General features: G+C 73.8%; 23 protein-coding genes and 1 riboswitch. Of the genes, 5 read left to right on the top strand and 18 right to left on the bottom strand.

The features are described 5' to 3' along the window. The first annotated feature begins 82 nt into the window (after positions 1-82). The gene (locus tag AB7J25_RS24910) at positions 83-298 is read left to right on the top strand and encodes a hypothetical protein (RefSeq protein WP_428512725.1); all 216 of its coding nucleotides are present in this window, start codon (positions 83-85) and stop codon (positions 296-298) included. 70 nt (positions 299-368) lie between these two features. After that, entirely contained in the window at positions 369-704 is a 336-nt protein-coding gene (locus tag AB7J25_RS24905; protein WP_428512723.1) for a YnfA family protein, read from the top strand. A gap of 3 nt (positions 705-707) precedes the next feature. On the opposite strand, the gene AB7J25_RS24900 is transcribed toward AB7J25_RS24905, so the two are convergent. From AB7J25_RS24900 to AB7J25_RS24875, 6 genes are all read right to left on the bottom strand, one after another. Continuing rightward, positions 708-1,154 (bottom strand): universal stress protein, encoded by a 447-nt coding sequence (locus tag AB7J25_RS24900; protein WP_428512721.1) that lies wholly within the window; start codon positions 1,152-1,154, stop codon positions 708-710. Between the two features lie 25 nt (positions 1,155-1,179). Next, a complete protein-coding gene (gene crcB / locus AB7J25_RS24895; protein ID WP_428512719.1) occupies positions 1,180-1,554 on the bottom strand; it encodes a fluoride efflux transporter CrcB in 375 nt (124 codons plus the stop codon). Beyond that, entirely contained in the window at positions 1,551-2,027 is a 477-nt protein-coding gene (locus AB7J25_RS24890; RefSeq protein ID WP_428512717.1) for a fluoride efflux transporter FluC, read from the bottom strand. Before AB7J25_RS24890 ends, crcB begins: the two co-directional genes overlap by 4 nt. Continuing rightward, positions 2,024-2,278, bottom strand: coding sequence for a DUF3040 domain-containing protein (locus tag AB7J25_RS24885; protein WP_428512715.1), 255 nt, complete (start codon positions 2,276-2,278; stop codon positions 2,024-2,026). The genes AB7J25_RS24890 and AB7J25_RS24885 overlap by 4 nt, the downstream gene beginning before the upstream one ends. A gap of 127 nt (positions 2,279-2,405) precedes the next feature. After that, positions 2,406-2,471: riboswitch (Fluoride riboswitch) on the bottom strand. A 50-nt stretch (positions 2,472-2,521) separates the two neighbouring features. Further along, a complete protein-coding gene (locus tag AB7J25_RS24880) occupies positions 2,522-3,727 on the bottom strand; it encodes a cytochrome P450 family protein (RefSeq protein WP_428512713.1) in 1,206 nt (401 codons plus the stop codon). Between the two features lie 79 nt (positions 3,728-3,806). Next, positions 3,807-4,484: a DUF1345 domain-containing protein gene (locus tag AB7J25_RS24875; protein ID WP_428512711.1), complete on the bottom strand. Its 678-nt coding sequence runs from the start codon at positions 4,482-4,484 to the stop codon at positions 3,807-3,809. Positions 4,485-4,571: 87 nt separating this feature from the next. On the opposite strand from AB7J25_RS24875, the gene AB7J25_RS24870 reads away from it, so the two are divergent. The 3 genes from AB7J25_RS24870 to AB7J25_RS24860 all read left to right on the top strand — a co-directional run bounded on the left by AB7J25_RS24870 (position 4,572) and on the right by AB7J25_RS24860 (position 7,935). Continuing rightward, the gene (locus AB7J25_RS24870) at positions 4,572-5,186 is read left to right on the top strand and encodes a TetR/AcrR family transcriptional regulator (RefSeq protein WP_428512709.1); all 615 of its coding nucleotides are present in this window, start codon (positions 4,572-4,574) and stop codon (positions 5,184-5,186) included. Positions 5,187-5,263: 77 nt separating this feature from the next. After that, positions 5,264-6,643, top strand: a complete 1,380-nt coding sequence (locus AB7J25_RS24865; RefSeq protein ID WP_428512707.1) for a flavin monoamine oxidase family protein — start codon at positions 5,264-5,266, stop codon at positions 6,641-6,643. Further along, positions 6,640-7,935 carry a flavin monoamine oxidase family protein gene (locus AB7J25_RS24860; RefSeq protein ID WP_428512705.1) on the top strand — a complete coding sequence of 432 codons (1,296 nt, stop codon included), beginning with the start codon at positions 6,640-6,642 and terminating at the stop codon, positions 7,933-7,935. Before AB7J25_RS24865 ends, AB7J25_RS24860 begins: the two co-directional genes overlap by 4 nt. Before the next feature lie 27 nt (positions 7,936-7,962). On the opposite strand, the gene AB7J25_RS24855 is transcribed toward AB7J25_RS24860, so the two are convergent. The 12 genes from AB7J25_RS24855 to AB7J25_RS24800 form a co-directional block, all read right to left on the bottom strand. Further along, a complete protein-coding gene (locus AB7J25_RS24855; protein WP_428512703.1) occupies positions 7,963-9,015 on the bottom strand; it encodes a methyltransferase domain-containing protein in 1,053 nt (350 codons plus the stop codon). A gap of 122 nt (positions 9,016-9,137) precedes the next feature. Next, positions 9,138-10,517 (bottom strand): FAD-dependent oxidoreductase, encoded by a 1,380-nt coding sequence (locus AB7J25_RS24850; protein WP_428512701.1) that lies wholly within the window; start codon positions 10,515-10,517, stop codon positions 9,138-9,140. Then, positions 10,514-11,494, bottom strand: a complete 981-nt coding sequence (gshB, locus tag AB7J25_RS24845) for a glutathione synthase (protein WP_428512699.1) — start codon at positions 11,492-11,494, stop codon at positions 10,514-10,516. Before gshB ends, AB7J25_RS24850 begins: the two co-directional genes overlap by 4 nt. Continuing rightward, positions 11,491-12,786 carry an aldehyde dehydrogenase family protein gene (locus tag AB7J25_RS24840; protein WP_428512697.1) on the bottom strand — a complete coding sequence of 432 codons (1,296 nt, stop codon included), beginning with the start codon at positions 12,784-12,786 and terminating at the stop codon, positions 11,491-11,493. The genes gshB and AB7J25_RS24840 overlap by 4 nt, the downstream gene beginning before the upstream one ends. Next, positions 12,783-13,835 (bottom strand): 2Fe-2S iron-sulfur cluster-binding protein, encoded by a 1,053-nt coding sequence (locus tag AB7J25_RS24835; RefSeq protein WP_428512695.1) that lies wholly within the window; start codon positions 13,833-13,835, stop codon positions 12,783-12,785. Before AB7J25_RS24835 ends, AB7J25_RS24840 begins: the two co-directional genes overlap by 4 nt. 2 nt (positions 13,836-13,837) lie before the next feature. Further along, positions 13,838-14,872: a toluene hydroxylase gene (locus AB7J25_RS24830; protein ID WP_428512693.1), complete on the bottom strand. Its 1,035-nt coding sequence runs from the start codon at positions 14,870-14,872 to the stop codon at positions 13,838-13,840. 16 nt (positions 14,873-14,888) lie between these two features. Next, positions 14,889-15,203, bottom strand: a complete 315-nt coding sequence (locus tag AB7J25_RS24825; RefSeq protein ID WP_428512691.1) for an MmoB/DmpM family protein — start codon at positions 15,201-15,203, stop codon at positions 14,889-14,891. Between the two features lie 29 nt (positions 15,204-15,232). Next, positions 15,233-15,604: a Rieske 2Fe-2S domain-containing protein gene (locus AB7J25_RS24820; RefSeq protein ID WP_428512689.1), complete on the bottom strand. Its 372-nt coding sequence runs from the start codon at positions 15,602-15,604 to the stop codon at positions 15,233-15,235. After that, the gene (locus tag AB7J25_RS24815) at positions 15,597-15,851 is read right to left on the bottom strand and encodes a toluene-4-monooxygenase system B family protein (protein WP_428512687.1); all 255 of its coding nucleotides are present in this window, start codon (positions 15,849-15,851) and stop codon (positions 15,597-15,599) included. The genes AB7J25_RS24820 and AB7J25_RS24815 overlap by 8 nt, the downstream gene beginning before the upstream one ends. Before the next feature lie 14 nt (positions 15,852-15,865). Continuing rightward, a complete protein-coding gene (gene isoA / locus AB7J25_RS24810) occupies positions 15,866-17,392 on the bottom strand; it encodes an isoprene monooxygenase oxygenase subunit alpha (protein ID WP_428512685.1) in 1,527 nt (508 codons plus the stop codon). 20 nt (positions 17,393-17,412) lie between these two features. Further along, the gene (locus AB7J25_RS24805; protein ID WP_428512683.1) at positions 17,413-18,840 is read right to left on the bottom strand and encodes an aldehyde dehydrogenase family protein; all 1,428 of its coding nucleotides are present in this window, start codon (positions 18,838-18,840) and stop codon (positions 17,413-17,415) included. Beyond that, the gene (locus tag AB7J25_RS24800; RefSeq protein WP_428512681.1) at positions 18,837-19,568 is read right to left on the bottom strand and encodes a glutathione S-transferase family protein; all 732 of its coding nucleotides are present in this window, start codon (positions 19,566-19,568) and stop codon (positions 18,837-18,839) included. The genes AB7J25_RS24805 and AB7J25_RS24800 overlap by 4 nt, the downstream gene beginning before the upstream one ends. Positions 19,569-19,709 lie beyond the last annotated feature (141 nt).

Here is a 19,709-nt window from a genome sequence, read left to right as displayed (position 1 = left end):
CCGTTCACGTCGCGGGCAACGTTCACCGGTGCGCTCAATGCGGGTAACAGAGCGACACGATTGCGGGGCGTACAAGGGAGGCATGACCGTCTCCGGCATGCCGCGTCCCACCCGCGCCGACGCGATCGTCGATCTCCTGCACGGCCTGGAGCGGCTCGTCGCGCAGTACGCGGCGCTCCCCGACGACGAGCGTGCCGACAGCCTCGCCCGCAACGCGGACCGGATCACCGGCGAGATCGGCAGGCGGCTGCACGTCGCGCGCGTGCGGCTCGGGACGGCCCGCCCGCCGGAGGGCTGAGGGCGGACACCTCACGCCGCCGGGTGGAGGGCCACGCCGGGGGCGGGCTGTCCGGATCTAGGCTCGCCGGATGACGATCGCGCGTTCCGTCGTGCTGTTCCTGCTGGCGGCGCTCGCGGAGATCGGCGGCGCGTGGCTCGTGTGGCAGGGCGTGCGCGAGGAGCGCGGCTGGGCCTGGGTCGGCGCTGGCGTGATCGCGCTCGGCCTCTACGGCTTCGTGGCGACGCTGCAACCGGACGCGCACTTCGGGCGCATCCTCGCCGCCTACGGCGGGGTGTTCGTCGCCGGATCGCTGCTGTGGGGCGTGCTGATGGACGGCTTCCGCCCGGACCGCTGGGACGTCACCGGCGCGCTGATCTGCCTGGTCGGCGTCGCGGTCATCATGTACGCGCCGCGCCCCGCCTGACCGTCACGCGGGCGGGACGACCAGGACCGGCCGGTGCTGGCGGCGGATCAGCCCGTGGGACACCGACGGGTCCACCAGCCGCGACAGGGCCGCGCCGACGCCTTCGCCCCGGCTGCCCACGACGATCATGAAAGCGCCCTGCTCGCCTGCGACGGCGGCGATCTCCGCCACGGGGTCGCCCCGGCGCACCTCCTGCGCCCGGCTCGGCGGCGGCTCACGGGCGTCGAGCAGGGCGTCGACGCGGCGCCGGTGCTCGGCGACCTGCCCGCCTGCCCGCTCCTCCCAGTCCGACGCGTCGGGGTCGGCGGGGTAGTCCCGCAGGTCCACGACGTGCACGACGTGCAGCCGGGCACCGATCATGGCGGCCAGGTCCGCGGCCACGAGCAGCACCCGCTCGCCGTCCGGCTCGTGGCCGTACGCGACGACCAGGCAGGGTTCCCGTTCGCTCATCGTCTCCTCCTCCGGTCCCTTCCGCTCAGAGCGCCAGTGCCGCGAGCGTCCAGCCCACCGCGGCGGCGCCGATACCGATGACGAGGCTGGCCACGAGGTAGGCGGCGGCGGTCAGCCTGGCCCGGCCCTCCGCGAGGGCGACGATCTCGTAGCCGAAGGTGCTGTACGTGGTCAACGCGCCGCAGAATCCCGTCCCGACCGCGGCCGCCACGGCCGCCGGCAGTACCGCGGCGGCCCCGGCGAGCGCGCCGAGCACGAACGAGCCCACGACGTTGACCGTGAAGGTCCCCCACGGGAAGCGCCGGTCGTGCCGGGCCTGGACGAGCCGGTCGATCACGTAGCGCATCGGCGCCCCGATCGCCGCACCCGCGCCGACCAGGGCGACCGTCGCCGCGCTCACCGCCCCACCTCGCCGGCCCGCCTGCGGCCGCACAGCCAGCGCGTGACGGCCATCCCGAGCGCGCAGGCGAGCACCGCCGCGACCGGCGTCGCGACCAGGTAGCCCGCTGCGGCCCCCGCCCGGCCCGCGTCGAGCAGCTGGAGCACCTCGACGCTGTAGGTGGAGAACGTCGTGTAGCCGCCCAGCACGCCGACCCCCAACAGCGGGCGCACCAGCCGGTGTGGCGTGACCACCACCTCCAGCAGCACCACCATCAGGGCGCCGATCAGCACGCACCCGGTCGTGTTGATCACCAGTGTCGCCCACGGCCACCCGCCCGTCTCGTGCGGCCACCACAGGCCTAGCCCGAAACGGGCCTCCGCGCCGATCACCCCGCCCACGGCGATCGCCACCAGCACGTCCACGGGAAACGCCACCCGCGGGCGCGGCGCCGGCTGTACCGCCGGGCCCGGTTCGTCACCTGCCGCGCTCATCCGCGCGACACCGCGACCACGACCGGGAACGCGGCCAGCATCAGGATCCCGAGCAGCACCCACAGCGGCGCGGCGCACAGGATCCCGAGCACGACCAGGCCGATCCCCGACCAGACCATCCACGCCGCCCGGACCTCCGGCCGGACGGGGAGTGCCGGCAGCGAGCGCAGCGTCCTCGCCAGGTCGGGCTCGTCGGCGTCCAGCTGCCGTTCCATCCGCCGCAGCACCCGTCGTTCGCGACGGCTCAACACGGCCGGTCACCGCCCCGGCTCAGGGGCGCACACCACTGCGCACACCACTGCGCACACCACGGCCACCGCGGCGGAACTGAGGGGAAGAATTGGGCTGACATCGCCACCTCCTACCCACAGATCAGCCCTGTCGGTAGGAGCTATCAGCCCGCAAAACGGGCGGTTGAAGGCGAGCCCCATCGCCTGGGTCGGATACTAGACCTCCGCCAGGCCGTCCGCGACCCCTGGCGGCCTGCGCACCCGCTAGAGGCGCACCGGCAGCCGGCTCAGCCCGTGGATCAGCATGCTGGCCCGCCACGGCCCCGGCTCGCCGTCGAGCGTCATGTCCGGGAACCGGGCCAGCAGTGCGCGGAAGGCGATCTCGCCCTCCAGCCGCGCCAGCGGTGCACCCAGGCAGTGGTGGATGCCGTGGCCGAAGGCGAGGTGACCGGAGGCGTCCCGCTCGACGTCGAGCCGCTCGGCGCCGGGGAAGCGCTCGGGGTCGCGGTTGGCCCCGATCAGCGACACCAGCACGAACTGACCCTCGGGGATCGTCGTGCCGGCGATCGTGACCGGCTCCGTGGTGAACCGGAAGGTCGCGAGGTTCACCGGGCCGTCGTAGCGCAGGAACTCCTCGACGGCGTTGCGGACCAGTTCCGGGTCCTCGCGGAGCCGGGCGAGCTGGTCCGGGTGGCGCAGGAGCGCGAGCATGCCGTTGCCGATCAGGTTGACCGTCGTCTCGTGCCCGGCCACGAGCAGCAGGAACGCCATCGCCGTGGTCTCGCCGGGGCTGAGCGAGTCGCCGTCCTCGGACGCCCGGACGATGTCGGAGAGGATGTCCTCGCCCGGATGCGCCGCCTTGTCGGCCACCAGCTCGGCGAGGAAACCCGCCATGGCCAGCGCGGCGGCCCCCCGCTCCTCGTCGGCGGCCCCGGAGAGCAGCGTGTTCGACCACTCCCGGAACTCGTCGCGACGGTCCCGGGGGACGCCGAGGATCTCGCAGATCACCGTCATCGGCAGCGGGAAGGCGAACGCGTCCAGCAGGTCGACGGTGGGCCCGGCCGCCTCCATCGCATCGGCCAGCTCGCCGGCGAGCTCCTCGATCCTCGGACGCAACCGCGCGATCGCGCGCATGGTGAACGCCTTCCCGACGAGCTTGCGCAGCCGGGTGTGGTCGGGCGGATCGGCGTTGAGCATGTGCTGCACGAGCGACTCGGCGAAGGCCCGGGCGGGCGGCGCCGACTCGGTGCGGGCCATCAGCTCCGGGATCCTGCGGGCGTCCTTGGCCAGGCGGGGGTCGTTCAGCGCCTGCCGGACGTCGGCGTACCGGGTGACCAGCCAGACCGTCGGCCCGTTCGGCAGGACCGCTCGGGCGACGGGGCGCTCGGCCCGCAGCTCGCGGTAGAGCGCGTCCGGGTCGGCGAGGAACGCCTCGCCGAGCCGAACCGGCGTGTCCAGGTCGATCGTCATCGGTCCCTCCGTCTCGGTGGCTCCCCATCGAGAGTGGCACAGGGCGGGCGGGAATTCACGGAGCGATGAAAACAGCGGCTCAGCCGCTCAGCGCGGAGACGACCGTCGCCACGGTCACGGTGTTGAAGACGAACGCGATCACCGCGTTGGCCGTCACCGTCCGCCGCATCTCCCGCGAGATCACGGTGACGTCCGTCGTGCCGAACGTCGCCATCACCGCGACGGCGAAGTACACGTAGTCGGCCCACTGCGGCGGGCCGTCGCCGGGGAAGTCCAGCGCCTGCCCGGCCTCGACGAGGTCGTCCGCGTGGTAGGCGACCGCGAACGACACCACGACGCACACCCACCCCACGACGACCAGCGCCACGGCCACCGTCACCCGCGCGACGTCGGACAGGCTCGTCCCGCCGTACCCGGGGAGCCAGAGCATCGCGACGGCCAGGGCGGCCACGGCGATGAAGATCGACACTCCGGGTCCGGGCGCGGACCCGAGGACGTAGCGCTGCAGCACCGTGCCGCGGCTCTCGCGGCGGGCCCAGTCGTGGATCTGCCCCGGCAGCGCCGCCACGAACGCCGCCGTGGTGACGGCGAGGTACCCGACGAGGTAGGCCAGCAGGACCAGCACGGCGGCGTCCGCCACGGAGATCGCGAGCGCGTCGGCCCCGAACACGACGACGAGGACGCCCGCCACGAGCAGCGCGAACGCGACGCTGACGCCGGCGCGCCGACGCTCGGACAGCCAGGGGCGGACGGGCATCGGACGGCTCCTCTCCCGCACGACGACCCGCACGACGAGGGCATCGTGGCACACTTCCGGTCGACCGACCGAATCAGGAGTGTGCACATGGCGCGCATCGACGCCACGACCAGGAGCAGGCAGCTCGTCGCGGCCGCGCGCAGCGTGATGGCCCGGGAGGGCGTGGCCCGCACGTCGCTGCGCACCGTCGCCGCGGAGGGCGGGGTCCCGCTCGGGACGCTGCAGTACGTCTTCCCCTCGAAGGAGTTGCTGCTGCGGGCGGTGATCGAGGACGTCACCGAGGAGATCGCGGACGTGTTCCGGGCGGCCGTCCGGCCCGACGGGGGCCTCGAGCACGCGATCCGCGCCGGCGTCACCGGCTTCTGGTCGCAGCTGGTAGCGGGGCGCGCGGACCTGCAGGTCATGCAGTACGAACTCACCACCTACGCGCTGCGCACCCCCGGCCAGGAGAACCTCGCGCGCTGGCAGTACGCGCGCTACGTCGACATCGTCGCCGGGCTGTGCCAGGAGGCCGCCGCCCGGGCGGGCGAGACGTGCGCGATCCCGTTCGCCCAGCTCGGCAGGCTGCTGGTGGCCGGGGTGGACGGGCTGATCCTCCAGCACGTGTGCGGCCCGGATCCGGCCCGGTCGCGGGCGGACCTGGACGCCGTCGTCGCGATGCTCGTCGCACTGGCCGGGGTGCGGCGGGCCGACGACACCTGACGGACCGACCCTTGCGATCTCGGCGGGCGCGACGCTACCGTCTCGTCAGTCATACGACTGACTGAAAAGGAGGCGTCATGGATACCGTGGACATCGTCGTCGTCGGGGCCGGGCTCGCCGGCCTGAGCGCCGCCCGCACCCTGCGCAACGCGGGCCGCAGCGTCGTCGTCCTGGAGGCCCGCAACCGCGTGGCCGGCCGCACGTTCGGCGGGTTCCTCCGCAACGGCGTCCCGGTCGAGCTGGGCGGCCAGTGGGTCGGCCCCACCCAGGACGCCGTGCTCGCGCTCGTCGACGAGCTCGGGCTGGAGACCTTCCGCACCCACGACGAGGGGGACGGGCTCACCGCGTACGACGGCACCGTCACCCGCTACGCCGACGAGACGTTCGGCCTGCCGGAGGCGTCCGCCGCGGAGGTCGGAAAGCTCCTGGCGGAGATCGAGGAGCTGGCGTCGACGGTGGACACGCACGCGCCCTGGGAGACCGACGGCGCCGAGGACCTGGACCGCCAGACCCTGGACCAGTGGCTCACGGCCCGCACCGACGACACGCTCGCGCTGGGCTTCCTTCGCCTGCTCGTGCCCGCCCTGTTCTCGGCCGAGTCCCCGGAACTCTCCCTGCTGCACTTCCTCTTCTACGCGAAGTCCGGCAACGGCCTGGACACCCTCGTCGCCACCACCGGCGGCGCCCAGGAATCCCGGGTGGTGGGCGGCACGCACCGGATCTCCGAGCGGATGGCCGAGGAGCTCGGCGACGCCGTGCGGCTCGGGGCCGTCGTGCACACGATCGTGCAGGACGGCGACGGCGTGGTCGTGCGCTACGAGAACGCAGCCGGCGGGGGCGGCGGTGCGGTCGCCGCGCGGCACGTCGTCGTCGCGATCCCGCCGATGCTGGCCGGCCGCATCCGCTACAGCCCGCCGCTGCCCGCCCTGCGCGACGCCCTCACCCAGCAGATCCCGGCCGGATCCGTGATCAAGTTCCAGGTCGGCTACCCCACCGCGTTCTGGCGCGACACCGGCCTCAGCGGCTTCGTCCTGAGCCTCGACGGCGAGGTCGGCGTCGTGCTGGACAACTCCCCCGAGGACGGGTCGTGCGGGGTGCTCGTCGCGTTCGTCGAGGGCGCCCACGCCCGCCGTGCGGCCGAGCTCGGACCCGATGGGCGCCGCAAGCTGGTCGTGGACCGGCTGGTGGCCTACTTCGGCCCCGCCGCAGCCGACCCGTTCGACCTCGTCGAGCAGGACTGGACCGCCGAGGAGTTCACGCGGGGCTGCTACGGCGGGCGGCTCGGCGCGGGTGTGTGGACCCAGTTCGGCCGCGCGCTCGCCGCGCCGGTGGGGCGCATCCACTGGGCCGGCGCCGAGACCGCAGAGACCTGGAACGGCTACATGGACGGGGCCGTCCGTTCCGGGTACCGGGCAGCGGCGGAAATCCTGGAGATCCTCGCCGCGGAGCAGGGATGACCCCCGCCGGGGCGCCGGTGGTGGTGATCGGCGCGGGCCTCGCGGGGCTCACCGCGGCGCGCGAGCTGCACCGCAGGGGGATCGACGTGACCGTGCTCGAATCCGCGGACCGCGTGGGTGGCCGGGTCCTGACCGAGACGTCGGCGCTGGGGTCGCGGCTCGACGTCGGCGGCCAGTGGATCGGCCACGACCACCACCTCGCCGCGGCGCTGGCGGCCGAGCTGGGCGCGACGCGGTTCCCGATGCACACCCCGGTGGTGCCCGGCCTGCTCGACGGTCCCCGCCGGCTGTCCCCGGCGTCGCCACCGGTGCTGGCCGCCGGGGCCGTCCTCGCCGTCCTGGAGGTGGCGTCGCGGGTCGGGACGCCCGAGCGGTGGAACACGCTGACGGTCGCGTCCTGCCTGCGGCGGCTCCCGTGGCGCACCGCGCGACGGCTGCTGGAGGTCGTGGCGACGACGGCGACGACGGCCGACCCCGAGCGGCTCTCGGTCCACGCGCTGGCGCGGACCGTCCGCCACCAGGGCGGGCTGCGCGGGATGCTCTCGACCCGCGGCGGGGCACAGGAGTCGTTGCTCGTCGAGGGGATGGGGGCGCTGGCCGACGGTCTGGCCGCCGAGCTCGGCCCGCGCGTGCGGACCGGGCAACGCGTCACCTCGATGGTCCGCGACGGCCGCGGGGTCACCGTCGGGACGACCTCGGGCGCGGTCCGGGCGGCCAAGGTCGTCGTCGCCGTCCCGCCGCCGGTGGCCGCGCGGATCGTCCACGTGCCCCCGCTCCCGCCGGGCCGGGTCGCGCTCCAGCAGAACACCGCCATGGGCTCGGTGTACAAGGCGATCGCGGTGTACGAGCGGCCCTTCTGGCGGGAGCGCGGCGCCGGCGAGTTCCTGACGCTGCGCCGTCCCGGCACCGGTGTCTTCGACACCACCCCGCCGGGCGGCCCCGGGCATCTCTGCCTGCTCGTCGGCGGCCCGGAGGCACACGACCTCGACGACCTCGACGTCGACGCGCGCCGAGACGCCCTCCTGGGCCCGCTGCGCCACCACCTCGGCCCCGGGATCGCCTCGCCGGCGGGCTGGCACGAGAAGTCCTGGCACCGCGACGAGCACGTCGGCGGCGGCTACCTCGCCCTCCCCCTCCCGGGCACCACCGACGGGATCCCGCCGGTGCCGTCCGAGCCGGTGGGCGACATCCACTGGGCGGGCACCGAGACCGCGACCGCGCACGCGGGGTACGTCGAGGGAGCGATCTCGTCGGGCCACCGGGCGGCCCGGGAGATCGTCGAGGCCGGGTGAGCGGCGTGCGTTCCTGGTAGCCGCACGTCAGCGGCCGAGTGCGTAGAACGCCATCACCGGACTGCGGATGTCGAGGCGGTCACATCGCCCGAAGCCCGCCTCGGCGGCCAGCTCGCGTGCCCGGGACTCGCCCCAGCACGCGCCGAGGCCGGGTCCGCCCTGAGCGAGCGACTGCGGAACGCAGTGCAGCGTGCTGATCCCGTAGAGCATCCGGGCGAACGGGTTGTCGACGTCGTCCTCGAGCGTTCCGGCCACCCGCGGCTCCACCATCAGGTAGGTGCCGCCGTGGGCGAGCGCCGCCCGGATGCGGCGCAGCGCGCCCACCGGGTCCGGCAGGTCGTGCACGACGTCGAAGCTGGTGACGAGGTCCCACGGCGGGTCGAGCGCCAGCTCTGCCACCGACGACCGGACGAACTCGATGTCGACGCCTGCGGCCGCGGCGTTCTCCGCCGCCGTCGCGACCGAACGCTCGTCGAGGTCGAGGCCCACCACGTGTGCCGCCGGGAACGCCGCGGCGAGGGTGATCGGCACGACGCCGGTGCCACATCCCACGTCGACCGCGCGCCCACCCTCGCGCAGCCGCGCCACCACGTCCGGCAGCTCCGGCAGCCAGGTGCGCACCAGCCTGCGCTCGTACACGGAGCGGTTCATCCGTTCCAGGACGCCCGGGAAGCCCGGGCCGAACTCGGTGAACGGCACGCCCTCGCCCCGGCTGAACGCCTCCGCGACCCGCGGCGCCATCGCCGTCATGCCGATCTGGCCCTCGACGAGCCCACCGAGGTAGTACTCGGAGGTCGGGTCGACCAGGAACATCGCGTGCTCGTCGGGCAGGGTGAACCGGCCCGCCGCCGGGTCGTGCTCGACGTAGCCGGTGCTCGCGAGTGCGGCCAGCCACTCCTCGACGTAGCGCACCGGGACGCCGCTGCGCTCCGCGAGCTCGCCAGCAGACAGCCACCCCGCACCGGCCATCGCGCCGAGCAGGCCGCTGCGCTCGCCGACCAGCAGCAGTGCGACCGCGAGCGACGTCGCGACGTCGCCGACCAGCTTCTGCATGAACTGCTGGGACCGCTTCCTGTCCACAGGCGTCCTCTCAACCGCCGCACTGTTCCACCGACACGATACGGCGGACCGGGCCGGTTGATCGCCGATCAGCAGGCGCCGGGTGAGCGGCGGCGGGAACCCACCGGCGTGGCCTGGGCGGATCACAGCCGGTCCGCCAACCTCCGCCCCGCGAGCTGGACGGCCTCCCAGACGGTCGCGAACGGCGGCGCGTAGGCGAGGTCCATGCCGGCCAGGTCGTCCACGGAGCAGCCGGCCCAGATCGCCGCTGCCGCGGTGTCGATCCGCTTGCCCGCCCCGGGCCCACCGACGATCTGCATGCCGACCAGGCGGCGGGAACCGCGGTCGGCGAGGACCTTCGTCGCCATCGGCGCGGCTCCGGGCATGTAGCCGCTGGCCGTGCGCCCGTCGGTGACCATCGCGCGCACCGCGATCCCGGCGGCCCGCGCCTCGGGCGTGGACAGGCCCGTCCGCGAGATCTCGACGTGGACGTCGCCCGCCACGAAGCGGGTGACGGCGGTGCCGATCGCGCCGTCGAAGCGGGCCGAACCCCCGGCGATCTCGGTGCCGGCCACCCGACCCTGCTTGTTGGCGTGCGTCCCCATCGGCAGGTAGGTCGGCAGGCCGGTGACCCGGTGGACGATCTCGCAGCAGTCCCCCGCCGCCCAGACCCCGTCGGCGACGCGCTGGTGCCCGTCAGGGAGGTAGCCGCCGCTCGCGCCCACCGGGAGGCCGCCGGACACGCCCACCGACGTGGCCGGGACGACCCCCATGCCGAGGACGACGGCGTCGGCCTCCCACTCCTGGTCGGCCGCCGCGACCGCCCGCACCGCTCCGCCCGGGCCGGTGACCAGGCCCGACACGGCGGCGTCGGGGAAGACCTCCACCCCGGCCGCCGTCAGCCGGTCGCGCACCCGGGCGCCCATGTCCCGGTCCAGGCCCGACATCACCTCACCCCGGGTGACCAGGGTGACCTCGAGCCCGCGGCGCAGCATCGCCTCCGCCATCTCGACGCCGATGTACCCGCCACCGACCACCACCGCGCGCCGCGGCGCCCGCTCGGCCCTCAGGACGTCGACCCACGCCGCCCCGTCCGCCAGGGTCTTGATCGGCAGGACGCCCGGCACGAGCCCGCCGGCACCGTCGCGGGCCCAGCCGGGGACGATCGGCTCGGACTCCGTCGCCAGCACGAGCCGGTCGAACCCGAGCTCCATCTCGGCGGACGAGCCCTCGACCGTGGCCGTGACGACGCCGCGTTCCAGGTCCAGCGACCGTGCGGTGGTGGCGGTGTGCACCTCGAACCCGGACGCGCGCAGCCGCCCGGGGTCGCGCGCGACGAGGTCGTCGGGGTCGCCGACGTCGCCCGCCACCCAGTACGGCAGCCCGCACGCCGAGTACGACGTGTGCCGCGAGCGTTCCAGCAGGACGATCTCCAGCGGCCGGCCCGCCCGCTGCGCGGTGCGCTGCGCCTGGTAGGCCGCGCTCGCCCCGGCCGCGTCCGCCCCGACGACGAGCAGCCTCACGAGGCGCTTCCCGCGATCCGGGCGAACCGTTCCATGACCGTCACCGGCAGCCTGCTGCCGGTGAGCGCGTCGATCTCCCGCAGGCCGGTCGGGCTGGTGACGTTGACCTCCGTGAGCCGCGTGCCGATCACATCGATACCGGCCAGCCGGATCCCGAGGCGCTGCAGCTCCGGGGCGAGGACGTGGCACATCTCCTTGTCCTGCGCGGTGACCGTGTCCGCGACGACCGCGGCACCCGCAGCCATGTTGCAGCGGAACTCCCCCGGCGACGCCACCCGGCGCACCGCGCCCACCGGCTCGCCGTCCACGACGACGACCCGTCGGTCGCCCAGGGCGGCCTCGGCGACGTAGGCCTGCACGATCACCTGGACGTGGCCCCGCCGCGTGCCGCTCTCCACGATCGAGACCAGGTTGGGGTCGTCCGGGCGCAGCATCATGATCCCGCGCCCTGCCATCGCGTCGGTCGGCTTGAGCACCGCCCGGCCCCAGCTCCGCACGGTCGCCACGATCTCCGCCACGTCGGCCGACACGAGCGTGTCCGGCACCAGCTCCGGGAAGCGCAGGGTGAACAGCTTCTCGTTCGCCTCGCGCAGCCCCGTCGGGTCGTTGACCATGAGCACCCGCCCGGGGTCGACCTGGTCGAGCAGGTACGTGGCGCGCAGGTAGGCGTCGTCGACGGGCGGGTCGGTCCGCATCATGACGACGTCGGCCTCGTCGAGGAGCACGTCGAGGTCGGGACCCGCCTCGAACCACGGCGACGGCGCGCGCCACCGGCCGTCCTCGAGCGTGGCGGGCCGGAGCCGGACGGGCCGGCACCGCGCCCAGCAGCGGTGCCCGCGCAGGCGCAGCTCCGCCGCCGTGGTCGTGAGGATCCGGTCGCCGCGCTCCTGCGCGGCCTCCATCAACGCCACGGTCGAGTCGTGGGCGGCGTCGAGGGTGTGCAGCGGATCCGCGACGACGACGATCGTGAGGCTCACCGCGGCCGGCCGGCCGTCGTCCAGGCCGCCTGCAGCCGTCCGCCGCCGAGCACCTCGGCCGGGCCGCACTCGTGCACGACCAGCGAGTGCGGCAGCGCCGCATCGACCTCCTCGGTTCCCCACAGCGTCGCGATGCCGTCGCGGTGGTTCGCCTCCGGGAAGAGCGCCGCGATGTCCCCCGGCCGCGACCAGGTGCGGATCGTGACCACCGGCCCGGCGGGCTCGCCGGCCGTGACACCCCGGAAGACCGCCGCCGGCATGAACCAGCCCATGCGGTGGTGCACGTCGTCGGGCAGCGGATCGGACAGCACCGGATCGAGCCCCTCGGCGCGCAGCAGGGTGAGCCGGTCGAGCGCGCGGCGGCGCAGCGTCTCGGTCGGCAACGGCGCCGGGCGCACCTCGCGCAGTCCCGCGACCACGGCACCGGTGACGTCATCCGCGACCGTCGCGTGCACCGCCAGGGTCGGCAGGCCCAGCGGGCCTCCGGTGGCGTGCACGCGGGTGGCGTCGGCGACGGCCGCGGCGAGCGCCGCCACGTCCGCGTCCGGCCCGGCCACGGCGACGTTGCCGCCGCCGCGCAGGACCCGCAGCGGCACCCCGGTGGTCGACGTCGCACGGCCGGCCTGGGCGATCGTCCGCGCCCCGCCCCGCACGTGCAGCAACGCGAGCCCGCGGGTGCCACACAGGGCTGCGCCGACGTCCTCGCCGGTGCCCTGCACGACGTTGAGCACGCCGGGCGGGAAGCCCAGCTCGGTGGCCAGGTGCCCGACGGCCACCGCCGACAGCGGGGCCCGCAGCGACGGCGCGACGACCGCGGTGCGGCCCGCGGCCAGCTGCGGGAGCACCGCCGCAACGACCTCGGCCAGCGGCAGCCCCCAGGACAGGACGTGCCCGCTCACCCCGGACGCCCGCTCCGGGACGGACCCGGCCAGGTGCCCGGCGAGCAACCCCAGCCCGGTCGCCGCGCGCCGCGAGTCGGCCGCGTCGAGGCCGGTCTCGGTGGCCTGGAGCGCACCGAGCTCCGGGGCGAGGTGCGCCAGCGCCTCGGCGAGCCTGCGCAGCGACTCGGTGCGCCGGTCGCGGTCGGCGGCCCACCCGGGCGCCGCGCGGGTGGCGGCGTCGACGGCGCGGGCGACGTCGAGCCTGCTGGACAGCGGGACGACCGTGGTGATCGTGCTGTCCGCGGGGTTGCGGATCTCGTACTCGTACGGCGCGGCCGGGAACCGCCACCGCCCGTCGACGAGGTTGCGGCCGAACTCCGCGGCGGTCGGCAGGGTCAGGGTCGGGCTCATGCGACGAACCTGTCGAAGTACACCCGGTCGGCGGCGGCCCGGCCGGTGCGCACGAAGGCCGCGAGGAACGCGTCGATCATCCCGTCCGGGCCGGCCGCGTAGACGTCCTCGCCGGTCAGGTCCGCACGCTCGGCCGCGAGGACGTCCGTGACGAGCCCCGGCCGGGTCGGTCCCCAGGGCCGGGGCCCGGCGTCGGGGTCGTCCTTCTCGACGGCGACCACCACCTCGCCTCCTCGCTGGTGCAGCCGCGTCAGGCGGTCGAGCAGCACGACGTCCTCCTCGTTGCGGGCCCCGACGAAGAGCGCGACGGGGCGTCGGGGCGCCTCGGTCAGGCAGCGTTCGGCGATGGCCAGCACCGGGCCCAACCCGCTGCCCCCGCCGACGCAGACCACCGGTCGGTCGGCGGGTGACTGGACGAAGGCGCGGCCGTACGGCCCCTCCACGACGATCGGGGCACCAGGAGCGGCCGCGCCGAACAGCCAGCTGCTGGCGGAACCGCCGGGCTTCTCCCGCACCAGCATCTCGATCCGGCTCGACGGTGCGCGGCCGGGTTCGCGGGCCATCGAGTAGGCCCGCCGGGTGCCGTCGGGCAGCTCCAGGATCACGAACTGGCCCGCCAGGTACGGCATGGGCCTGCCGCAGTCCACGGAGAGCAGCACGGTGCCGGGGCCCAGCGGCTCGACGGCCGCGATGCGGGCGGCCCGCCGCGACGGCGGGGGCACCGCATCCGCCGACCGCGCCGGGGGCGCGGCCGTGCGGACGGTGCAGTCCGACAGCGGGCGGCTCTGGCAGAGCAGGATCCGCCCGCCCTTGCGGCGGTCCCGCGCGGTGAGCCCGGTCGCGTCGGGCCACAGGCACTCCACCTCACCGTCCAGCAGGACGGCCTTGCAGCTCCCACAGCCGCCGCTGGCGCACTCGTAGGAGAGATCCCAGCCCGCGCGCAGGCCGGCGAGCAGCACGGTGTCGGCAGGTCCGCAGCGGAAACCCGGTGAGCCGCCGGGAAGGCTCACCTCCCGGTACGGGCCTGGGCGAAGGTGCTCACCGGCCACGCTCAGCTCCGGTCGACGCGCAGGCCGGACGGCTCGACGAGGGCGCGCCACCGGGCGCGGGCCGACCTGGCGATCTCCTCCGGGGTCCGCGTGCCAGCGCTCACGATGCGCGCACCGGCGTCGATCAGCGCGTGGCCCCGCGGTGCCCAGTCGTCCAGCACACCCTGGAGCACACCGGCGTTCGCGGCGTCCGCCCCGGTGAGGAAGGCCAGCAGCGCCGCCGTCCAGCGCTGGGACCGCTGCGCGTCGCGGAACAGGTTCTCGACGATCAGCGAGTCCAGCAGCGAGCCCGCGGCCGCGAGCTCACGGCCGAGCTCTTCCAGCAGCACGGCGTCGGCCGCCGGCTTGACGACGAGCTGGGTGGCGACGAGCGCGCGGTCCCAGTCGAATTCGACGAGGGCGTGCTCGACCGTCTCCCGGACGGCCGTCCAGTCGGGATCCCGCTCCCAGGTGGCGCGCTCACCGGTGGCGAACCCGGCACCGGGGTGGGTGCGGGCGAGCTGCGTGGTCCGGTAGGCGACGAGCTGGACGCGGCGGAGCTGGTCGGCGGTCTGGAAGGCCGCGGCGGTGGAGACGTAGCTGCCCGGCGCGAGCTGCTGGACGTAGGCCGAGAGCATCTGCAGGCCGTGCGCCAGGTACCGCGTCGGGGTGAGCGCCCGGGCCAGGTACGCCAGGGCGGCGGGTTCGAGCAGCTCGTCGTGCTGCTCGCCGTCGAACTGCTCCAGGAGCTTCTCGACGTAGGTCTCCTGGTCGTCCTGCATCACGACGTAGGAGCCGTAGGTGACGGCGTCCGGGTCGCGGAAGGTGTCCCAGCTCGGCACCACCAGCGCGGAGTTGTCGCGGTGCTCGCGCAGCCAGCGGTTGCCGTGGACGTCGGCGCCGAGCTCGAGCGGTACCGCTCCGGTGGTGTGGTTGAGGTTGTGGGTGACGATCTCGTACTCGGTCGGGCGGCGGCCGAGATTGCCGAAGGCGGACCAGGTCCTGAGGCCGCGCTTGCGGACCCGGGGCGTCCTGCCGCCCGTGGTGGGCTGGGTCACGATCTTCTCCTCGACGTCACTTCTCGTAGGACCAGACGTACTCGTCGGTCCGGGTGCGCAGCCGGCCCTTGAAGGCCGGCATGTCGATCTCCAGGGCGGCGAGCTGGTAGGGGTGGCCGAGGATCCGCTCCAGGCTCGCCCTGGTGAGCCGGCACTCCTTGGCTGTGTGGATGCGGATGTAGTCGTCGCGGTCGAGCACGAGCACGTCGCGGCCGGGGTTGTCGGCCTCGACCGCCTCGATGACCGCCTCGGCCAGCGTGCCGGAGCGCACGACGGGGCCCACCAGGTCGTGATCCAGTGCGGCGTCCTCGTCGATGTCGATGACTGCCATGGTCGGGATGTCCTCTCCGGGATTTCGGGTCAGCAGCGCTGCCCCGCCGCCACCTCCGCAGGCACGGGGCGGCGGCTGACGAGCACGACGCCGTCGCGGACCCGCACCTCGTGACGGGTGAGGCAGGTGTCGCGCGGGTTGATCCCCGCGCCGTTCGTGGCGTCGAAGGACCACTCGTGCGCGCGGCACGTGAGGGTCCGGCCGTCCAGGGAACCCTCGACGAGGGCGACGCTCTGGTGCGGGCAGATGCCGCGGTAGGCGTAGTGCTGCCCGTCGATCTTCACCAGGAGCACCTCGGTGTCGCCGACGTCGTAGGACTCCATCTCGCCGTCCCAGAGCTCGTCGTCGTCGGCGACCTCGACGAACTGGTCGGGATCGTCGGCGACGGACGGGTCAGGCACGGGGCTTCACGTCCAGCCACTGGAGCGGCTCCAGGCCCAGCGTGCCGAGGGTGCGGTCGTGCTCGATCCGCTCGCCGTCGAGGAAGACGTCGAACTCCTGGTCGCCCGGCAGCGCCGGGAGGCGGCGGCCGAGGGTGTGCACGACGACCTTCTTCGCGACCTGGTCCATCGAGTCGTCGGTGTCGACGGCCACGAGGTGCGGGATGAAGTCACCGGTGTAGTACGCGGTGATCGGGAACAGTGCCATCTCGTCGCCCTCTCTCAGTCGCCCGCGACCGCGACGGGCTGCGGGGCGGGCGCGCCGTTGGTCGCCGCCGGCGACACGTAGTCCTTCGCCCACCGGTACGCGTAGACGTCGTCGCCCATGACGTCCGGCGTGATGCCCATCCACATGAGGCCGCCCCCCAGGTCCATGGGCTGGATCTCGCCGCCGATGAAGCGGTCGACGACCGTCTTGTGGCCCGCGTAGCGGTCGGGGTCCTGGTCGAAGCACCACTTCGAGATGTGGGAGTCGAAGTGGTAGGTCCGCCCGTTGTGGACGGTCGCGTGCTTGCCCACCTCGTGGCGGGAGAAGGCCGAGCCGATCGGCAGCTGGGTGAGGCTGCACAGCGACGGCAGCGTCTCCGGCAGCGTCCGCTCCACGGCGCCGGAGTTGACGTTGGCGATGATCTGGTCCCACATGACGCCGTAGTCGTCCTCCCACGTGGGGTACTTCGAGACGAGCCACTCGCGCTCGTCCTTCGACACACCCGCGTTGGGCCTCCAGAACAGCGTCGGTCTCCAGAACCACGTCCCGAGGTGCATCGCGTGGTGGCCCTGCTCCAGCGAGCGCAGGAAGTCGTCCCAGTACCAGGGCTTCTTCAGGCCGTAGTCCTCCAGGATCCGCTCGTGGTGGTTGACGATCCACTCGAGCATGAACTCCTTGAACGACACCTTCCGCTGGTCGAGCGGCGTGTAGTAGTCCATCGCCGGCCCGGTGAGCGTCTGGAACAGCCGCGTCGAGCGCCAGAACGCGACGTCCAGGGCCGTCTGGGCGCGCTGCGGGTCGTGCTCCATCAGCACCGAGAGCGTCGGGAAGCCCTGCTGGGCGTGCCGGGCCTCGTCGGTCTGGATCGAGGACAGCAGGTTCGACCAGTTGATGTCGCCCGCCGCCATGGCGTCCGCAGCGAGGGCCACGAACTGGATGTTGGTGAAGCCGTGCTCCACGGTGAGGCTGGTGGCGAGTGCGGCCTCCACGCAGTCCGCGCTGAGCATCACGTCGTCGAAGAAGTTCTTGACCGCGATGACGCCCCACTCGTTGGTGTGGAACGCCTTCTGCGCCCAGTCGAAGCGCGGGTCCTTGCCCAGCAGGTCGTGGGAGAACCGCAGGTCGAGCTGGGTATGGCGGGTCTCGTCGAGCATCCCGAACACGCCGAGGTTGCGCCACTTCGGCGTCGGGGCGAAGCGGCAGAACCGGCTCTGCATCGTCACCGCCATGTGCTCGACCATGCATGTCGTGCCCATGTGCAGGTGGGAGGCGGCGACGTGCGCGGGATCCAGCTTCTCGTAGGTGCCGGAGCGGACCAGCGCGTTGCTGACCGCCTTGACACCGGACTCCTTCTCCCGCTGGATGCGCACGTAGTCGCGGTAGGAGACCCGGAAGGGCTCCTCCCAGCCCTGCCACGCCTGCGGTGGGATGCCGCCGGCTCCCGACCACGAGGCCGGGAACGCGACCGCTTCGTCGACGGCGGTGAACGTCCAGTCGAGGTCGCGTGACGTCTCGTACCAATCGTCCCGGGTGAGCAGCATCGGTCAGTCCCTTCGATGGATCAGCGCTTGACGCGCAGTACCGAGATGTCGGTGTAGGCGAGCAGCCCGAGCGGGGAGGACTCGACGCCGATTCCGGACTGCTTGAGCCCGCCGAACGGGGCTTCGGGCGACAGCATCGGGTGCTGGTTGACCCACACCGACCCGGCCTCCAGCCGGCGCGCGACCGCCGTGGCCGCGTCGACGTCGGCGGACCACACGGACGCCCCCAGCCCGTACGGCGAGGCGTTGGCACGGCGGACCGCGTCGTCCACGTCGTCGTAGGTGAGCAGCGGCAGGACGGGACCGAACTGCTCCTCGTCGACCAGGGGGACGCCGTCCGGGACCCCCCGGACGAGGGTGACCGGGTGCCAGTAGCCCGGCCCGTCCGGGGCATCGCCGCGGAAGTACACCTCGCCGCCGCGGTCCAGGGCGTCGGCGAGCAGGCCCCGCACCCGCTGCAGCTGCGGCGCGTTCTGCACCGGCCCCATGTCGACGCCGTCGGTGAACCCGTTGCCGACGACGACCTTCGCCGCGACGGCGGCGAGCGCGTCGGCGTACTCGCCGGCGCGGCCCGCCGGCACGTAGAGGCGCTTGAGCCCCGCACACACCTGGCCGCAGTTGCTCATGCCGCCGGCGTAGAGGTCCGCGGCGATGGCGCCCGGGTCGGCGTCGGGCAGGACGATGCCCGCGTCGTTGCCGCCCAGCTCCAGGGTGAGCCGCTTCATGGTGTCCGCCCCGGCGGCCATGATCGCCTTGCCCGCACGGGACGAACCGGTGAACGAGACCTTGTCGATACCGGAGTGGATGCTGACGGCGCGGCCGAGGTCGTCGCCACCGGCGAGCACCTGAAGGACGCCGCGGGGCAGCACCTCCTGGGCGAGCTCGCCGACCCGCAGGGTCGACACCGGGGTGTAGGGCGACGGCTTGACGATCACCGGGTTCCCGGCGACGAGGGCGGGGCCGATCTTCCACAGCGACAGCAGCTGGGGGTAGTTCCACGCGGTGATCGCGGCGACCACGCCCAGCGGGACCCGTTGCAGCTCGATGTACTCCGACGCGTCGTCCTTGAGCACCTCGGGCGCGAGCTCCATGCGGGCGAACGCCTCGACGTAGGCGAGCCCGGAGCCGATCTCGCCCCGCGCCCGGGACAGGGGCTTGCCCTGCTCCAGGGTGAGCAGCCGGGCGAGCTCGTCGACGTTCTCCCGGACGACCGCCGCGAACGCCCGCACCCGCTCCCGGCGCTGCGCGAGCGGTGTCTCCCGCCAGCTCGGGGCCGCGGCACGCGCCGCGGCGACGGCCCGGTCGAGCTGCTCGGGGGTGGCGGCCGGTACCTCGACGAACGGCTCCGCGGTCGCCGGGTCGACGACCGCGAGCCGCTGCACCGAACCGACGCCCTCGCCGTCGATGGTGAGCTGGGGGGCGGAGAGCCCGTGGACGGTTCGGGTCATGGCGCCTGCTCCGTGGTGGACCGGGGTCGTGGCGCCGGTCCGCTGCGCATGAGCGTGGCGAACTGCTCGGCGGTGAACGGGGTGGTGCGTTCGGTGCTGCCCGTCGCCGGGTCGGCGAGCTGCACCTTCGCGGACGGGCGGGCCGCGATCCGCGCCGACCAGGCCTGCACGGCGGGGAACCGGTCGAGGTCGACGCCGTGGCCCTTCGCGACCCGCACCCAGGGGAAGCAGGCGATGTCGGCGACGGAGAACTCGTCAGCGAGGTAGTCGCGGCCGGTCAGCCGCTCGTCGAGCACGCCGTAGAGGCGTTGCACCTCACGGCCGTAGCGGTCCAGGGCGTAGGCGTCGTCGATGCCCTGCTCGGGGGCGTACCGCAGGAAGTGCGTGGCCTGCCCGGTCATCGGGCCGTGGTTGGCGACCTGCCAGGCCAGCCACGAGACCGCCGTCCAGCGCCGCACCGGGTCGGCGGGCAGCAGGCGGCCGGTCTTCTCCGCCAGGTAGAGCAGGATCGCCGCGGACTCGAACACCGTCACCGGCTCCCCGCCGGGGCCGTCATGATCGACGATGGCCGGGACCTTCCCGTTCGGGTTGACCGCCCGGTAGGCATCGGTGAACTGGTCGCCCGCGGTGATGTCGGTCCAGCGGACGGCGTAGGGGAGGGCCAGTTCCTCGAGCGCGATGACGATCTTCCGGACGTTCGGACTCGGGTAGTAGTAGAGGTCGATCATGACGGCCCGGTCCGGGTCAGACCTTGAACTCGTCGCGGATCCGGTCGGCATAGGCCATCAGGTTGGCCTTGCCCCGGATGTAGGCCACCCCCGGGAAGTCCGGCCACGGCTGGTCGGCGACGTGACGAACCGTGGAGTAGA

Source organism: Pseudonocardia sp., from assembly GCF_050246655.1.
Taxonomy (GTDB): Bacteria; Actinomycetota; Actinomycetes; order Mycobacteriales; family Pseudonocardiaceae; genus Pseudonocardia.
Note: the sequence above shows the minus strand (reverse complement) of the source record. Positions and strands in the feature narration are given on the sequence as shown.

Bases quoted from the DNA above. Each gene is read 5' to 3' on its own strand.
- AB7J25_RS24910 (WP_428512725.1), top strand. From the start codon at position 83: ATGACCGTCTCCGGCATGCCGCGTCCCACCCGCGCCGACGCGATCGTC.
- AB7J25_RS24905 (WP_428512723.1), top strand. From the start codon at position 369: ATGACGATCGCGCGTTCCGTCGTGCTGTTCCTGCTGGCGGCGCTCGCG.
- AB7J25_RS24900 (WP_428512721.1), bottom strand. From the start codon at position 1,154: ATGAGCGAACGGGAACCCTGCCTGGTCGTCGCGTACGGCCACGAGCCG.
- AB7J25_RS24890 (WP_428512717.1), bottom strand. From the start codon at position 2,027: ATGAGCGCGGCAGGTGACGAACCGGGCCCGGCGGTACAGCCGGCGCCG.
- AB7J25_RS24880 (WP_428512713.1), bottom strand. From the start codon at position 3,727: ATGACGATCGACCTGGACACGCCGGTTCGGCTCGGCGAGGCGTTCCTC.
- AB7J25_RS24875 (WP_428512711.1), bottom strand. From the start codon at position 4,484: ATGCCCGTCCGCCCCTGGCTGTCCGAGCGTCGGCGCGCCGGCGTCAGC.
- AB7J25_RS24870 (WP_428512709.1), top strand. From the start codon at position 4,572: ATGGCGCGCATCGACGCCACGACCAGGAGCAGGCAGCTCGTCGCGGCC.
- AB7J25_RS24865 (WP_428512707.1), top strand. From the start codon at position 5,264: ATGGATACCGTGGACATCGTCGTCGTCGGGGCCGGGCTCGCCGGCCTG.
- AB7J25_RS24860 (WP_428512705.1), top strand. From the start codon at position 6,640: ATGACCCCCGCCGGGGCGCCGGTGGTGGTGATCGGCGCGGGCCTCGCG.
- AB7J25_RS24840 (WP_428512697.1), bottom strand. From the start codon at position 12,786: ATGAGCCCGACCCTGACCCTGCCGACCGCCGCGGAGTTCGGCCGCAAC.
- AB7J25_RS24825 (WP_428512691.1), bottom strand. From the start codon at position 15,203: ATGGCAGTCATCGACATCGACGAGGACGCCGCACTGGATCACGACCTG.
- AB7J25_RS24815 (WP_428512687.1), bottom strand. From the start codon at position 15,851: ATGGCACTGTTCCCGATCACCGCGTACTACACCGGTGACTTCATCCCG.
- isoA (WP_428512685.1), bottom strand. From the start codon at position 17,392: ATGCTGCTCACCCGGGACGATTGGTACGAGACGTCACGCGACCTCGAC.
- AB7J25_RS24805 (WP_428512683.1), bottom strand. From the start codon at position 18,840: ATGACCCGAACCGTCCACGGGCTCTCCGCCCCCCAGCTCACCATCGAC.
- AB7J25_RS24800 (WP_428512681.1), bottom strand. From the start codon at position 19,568: ATGATCGACCTCTACTACTACCCGAGTCCGAACGTCCGGAAGATCGTC.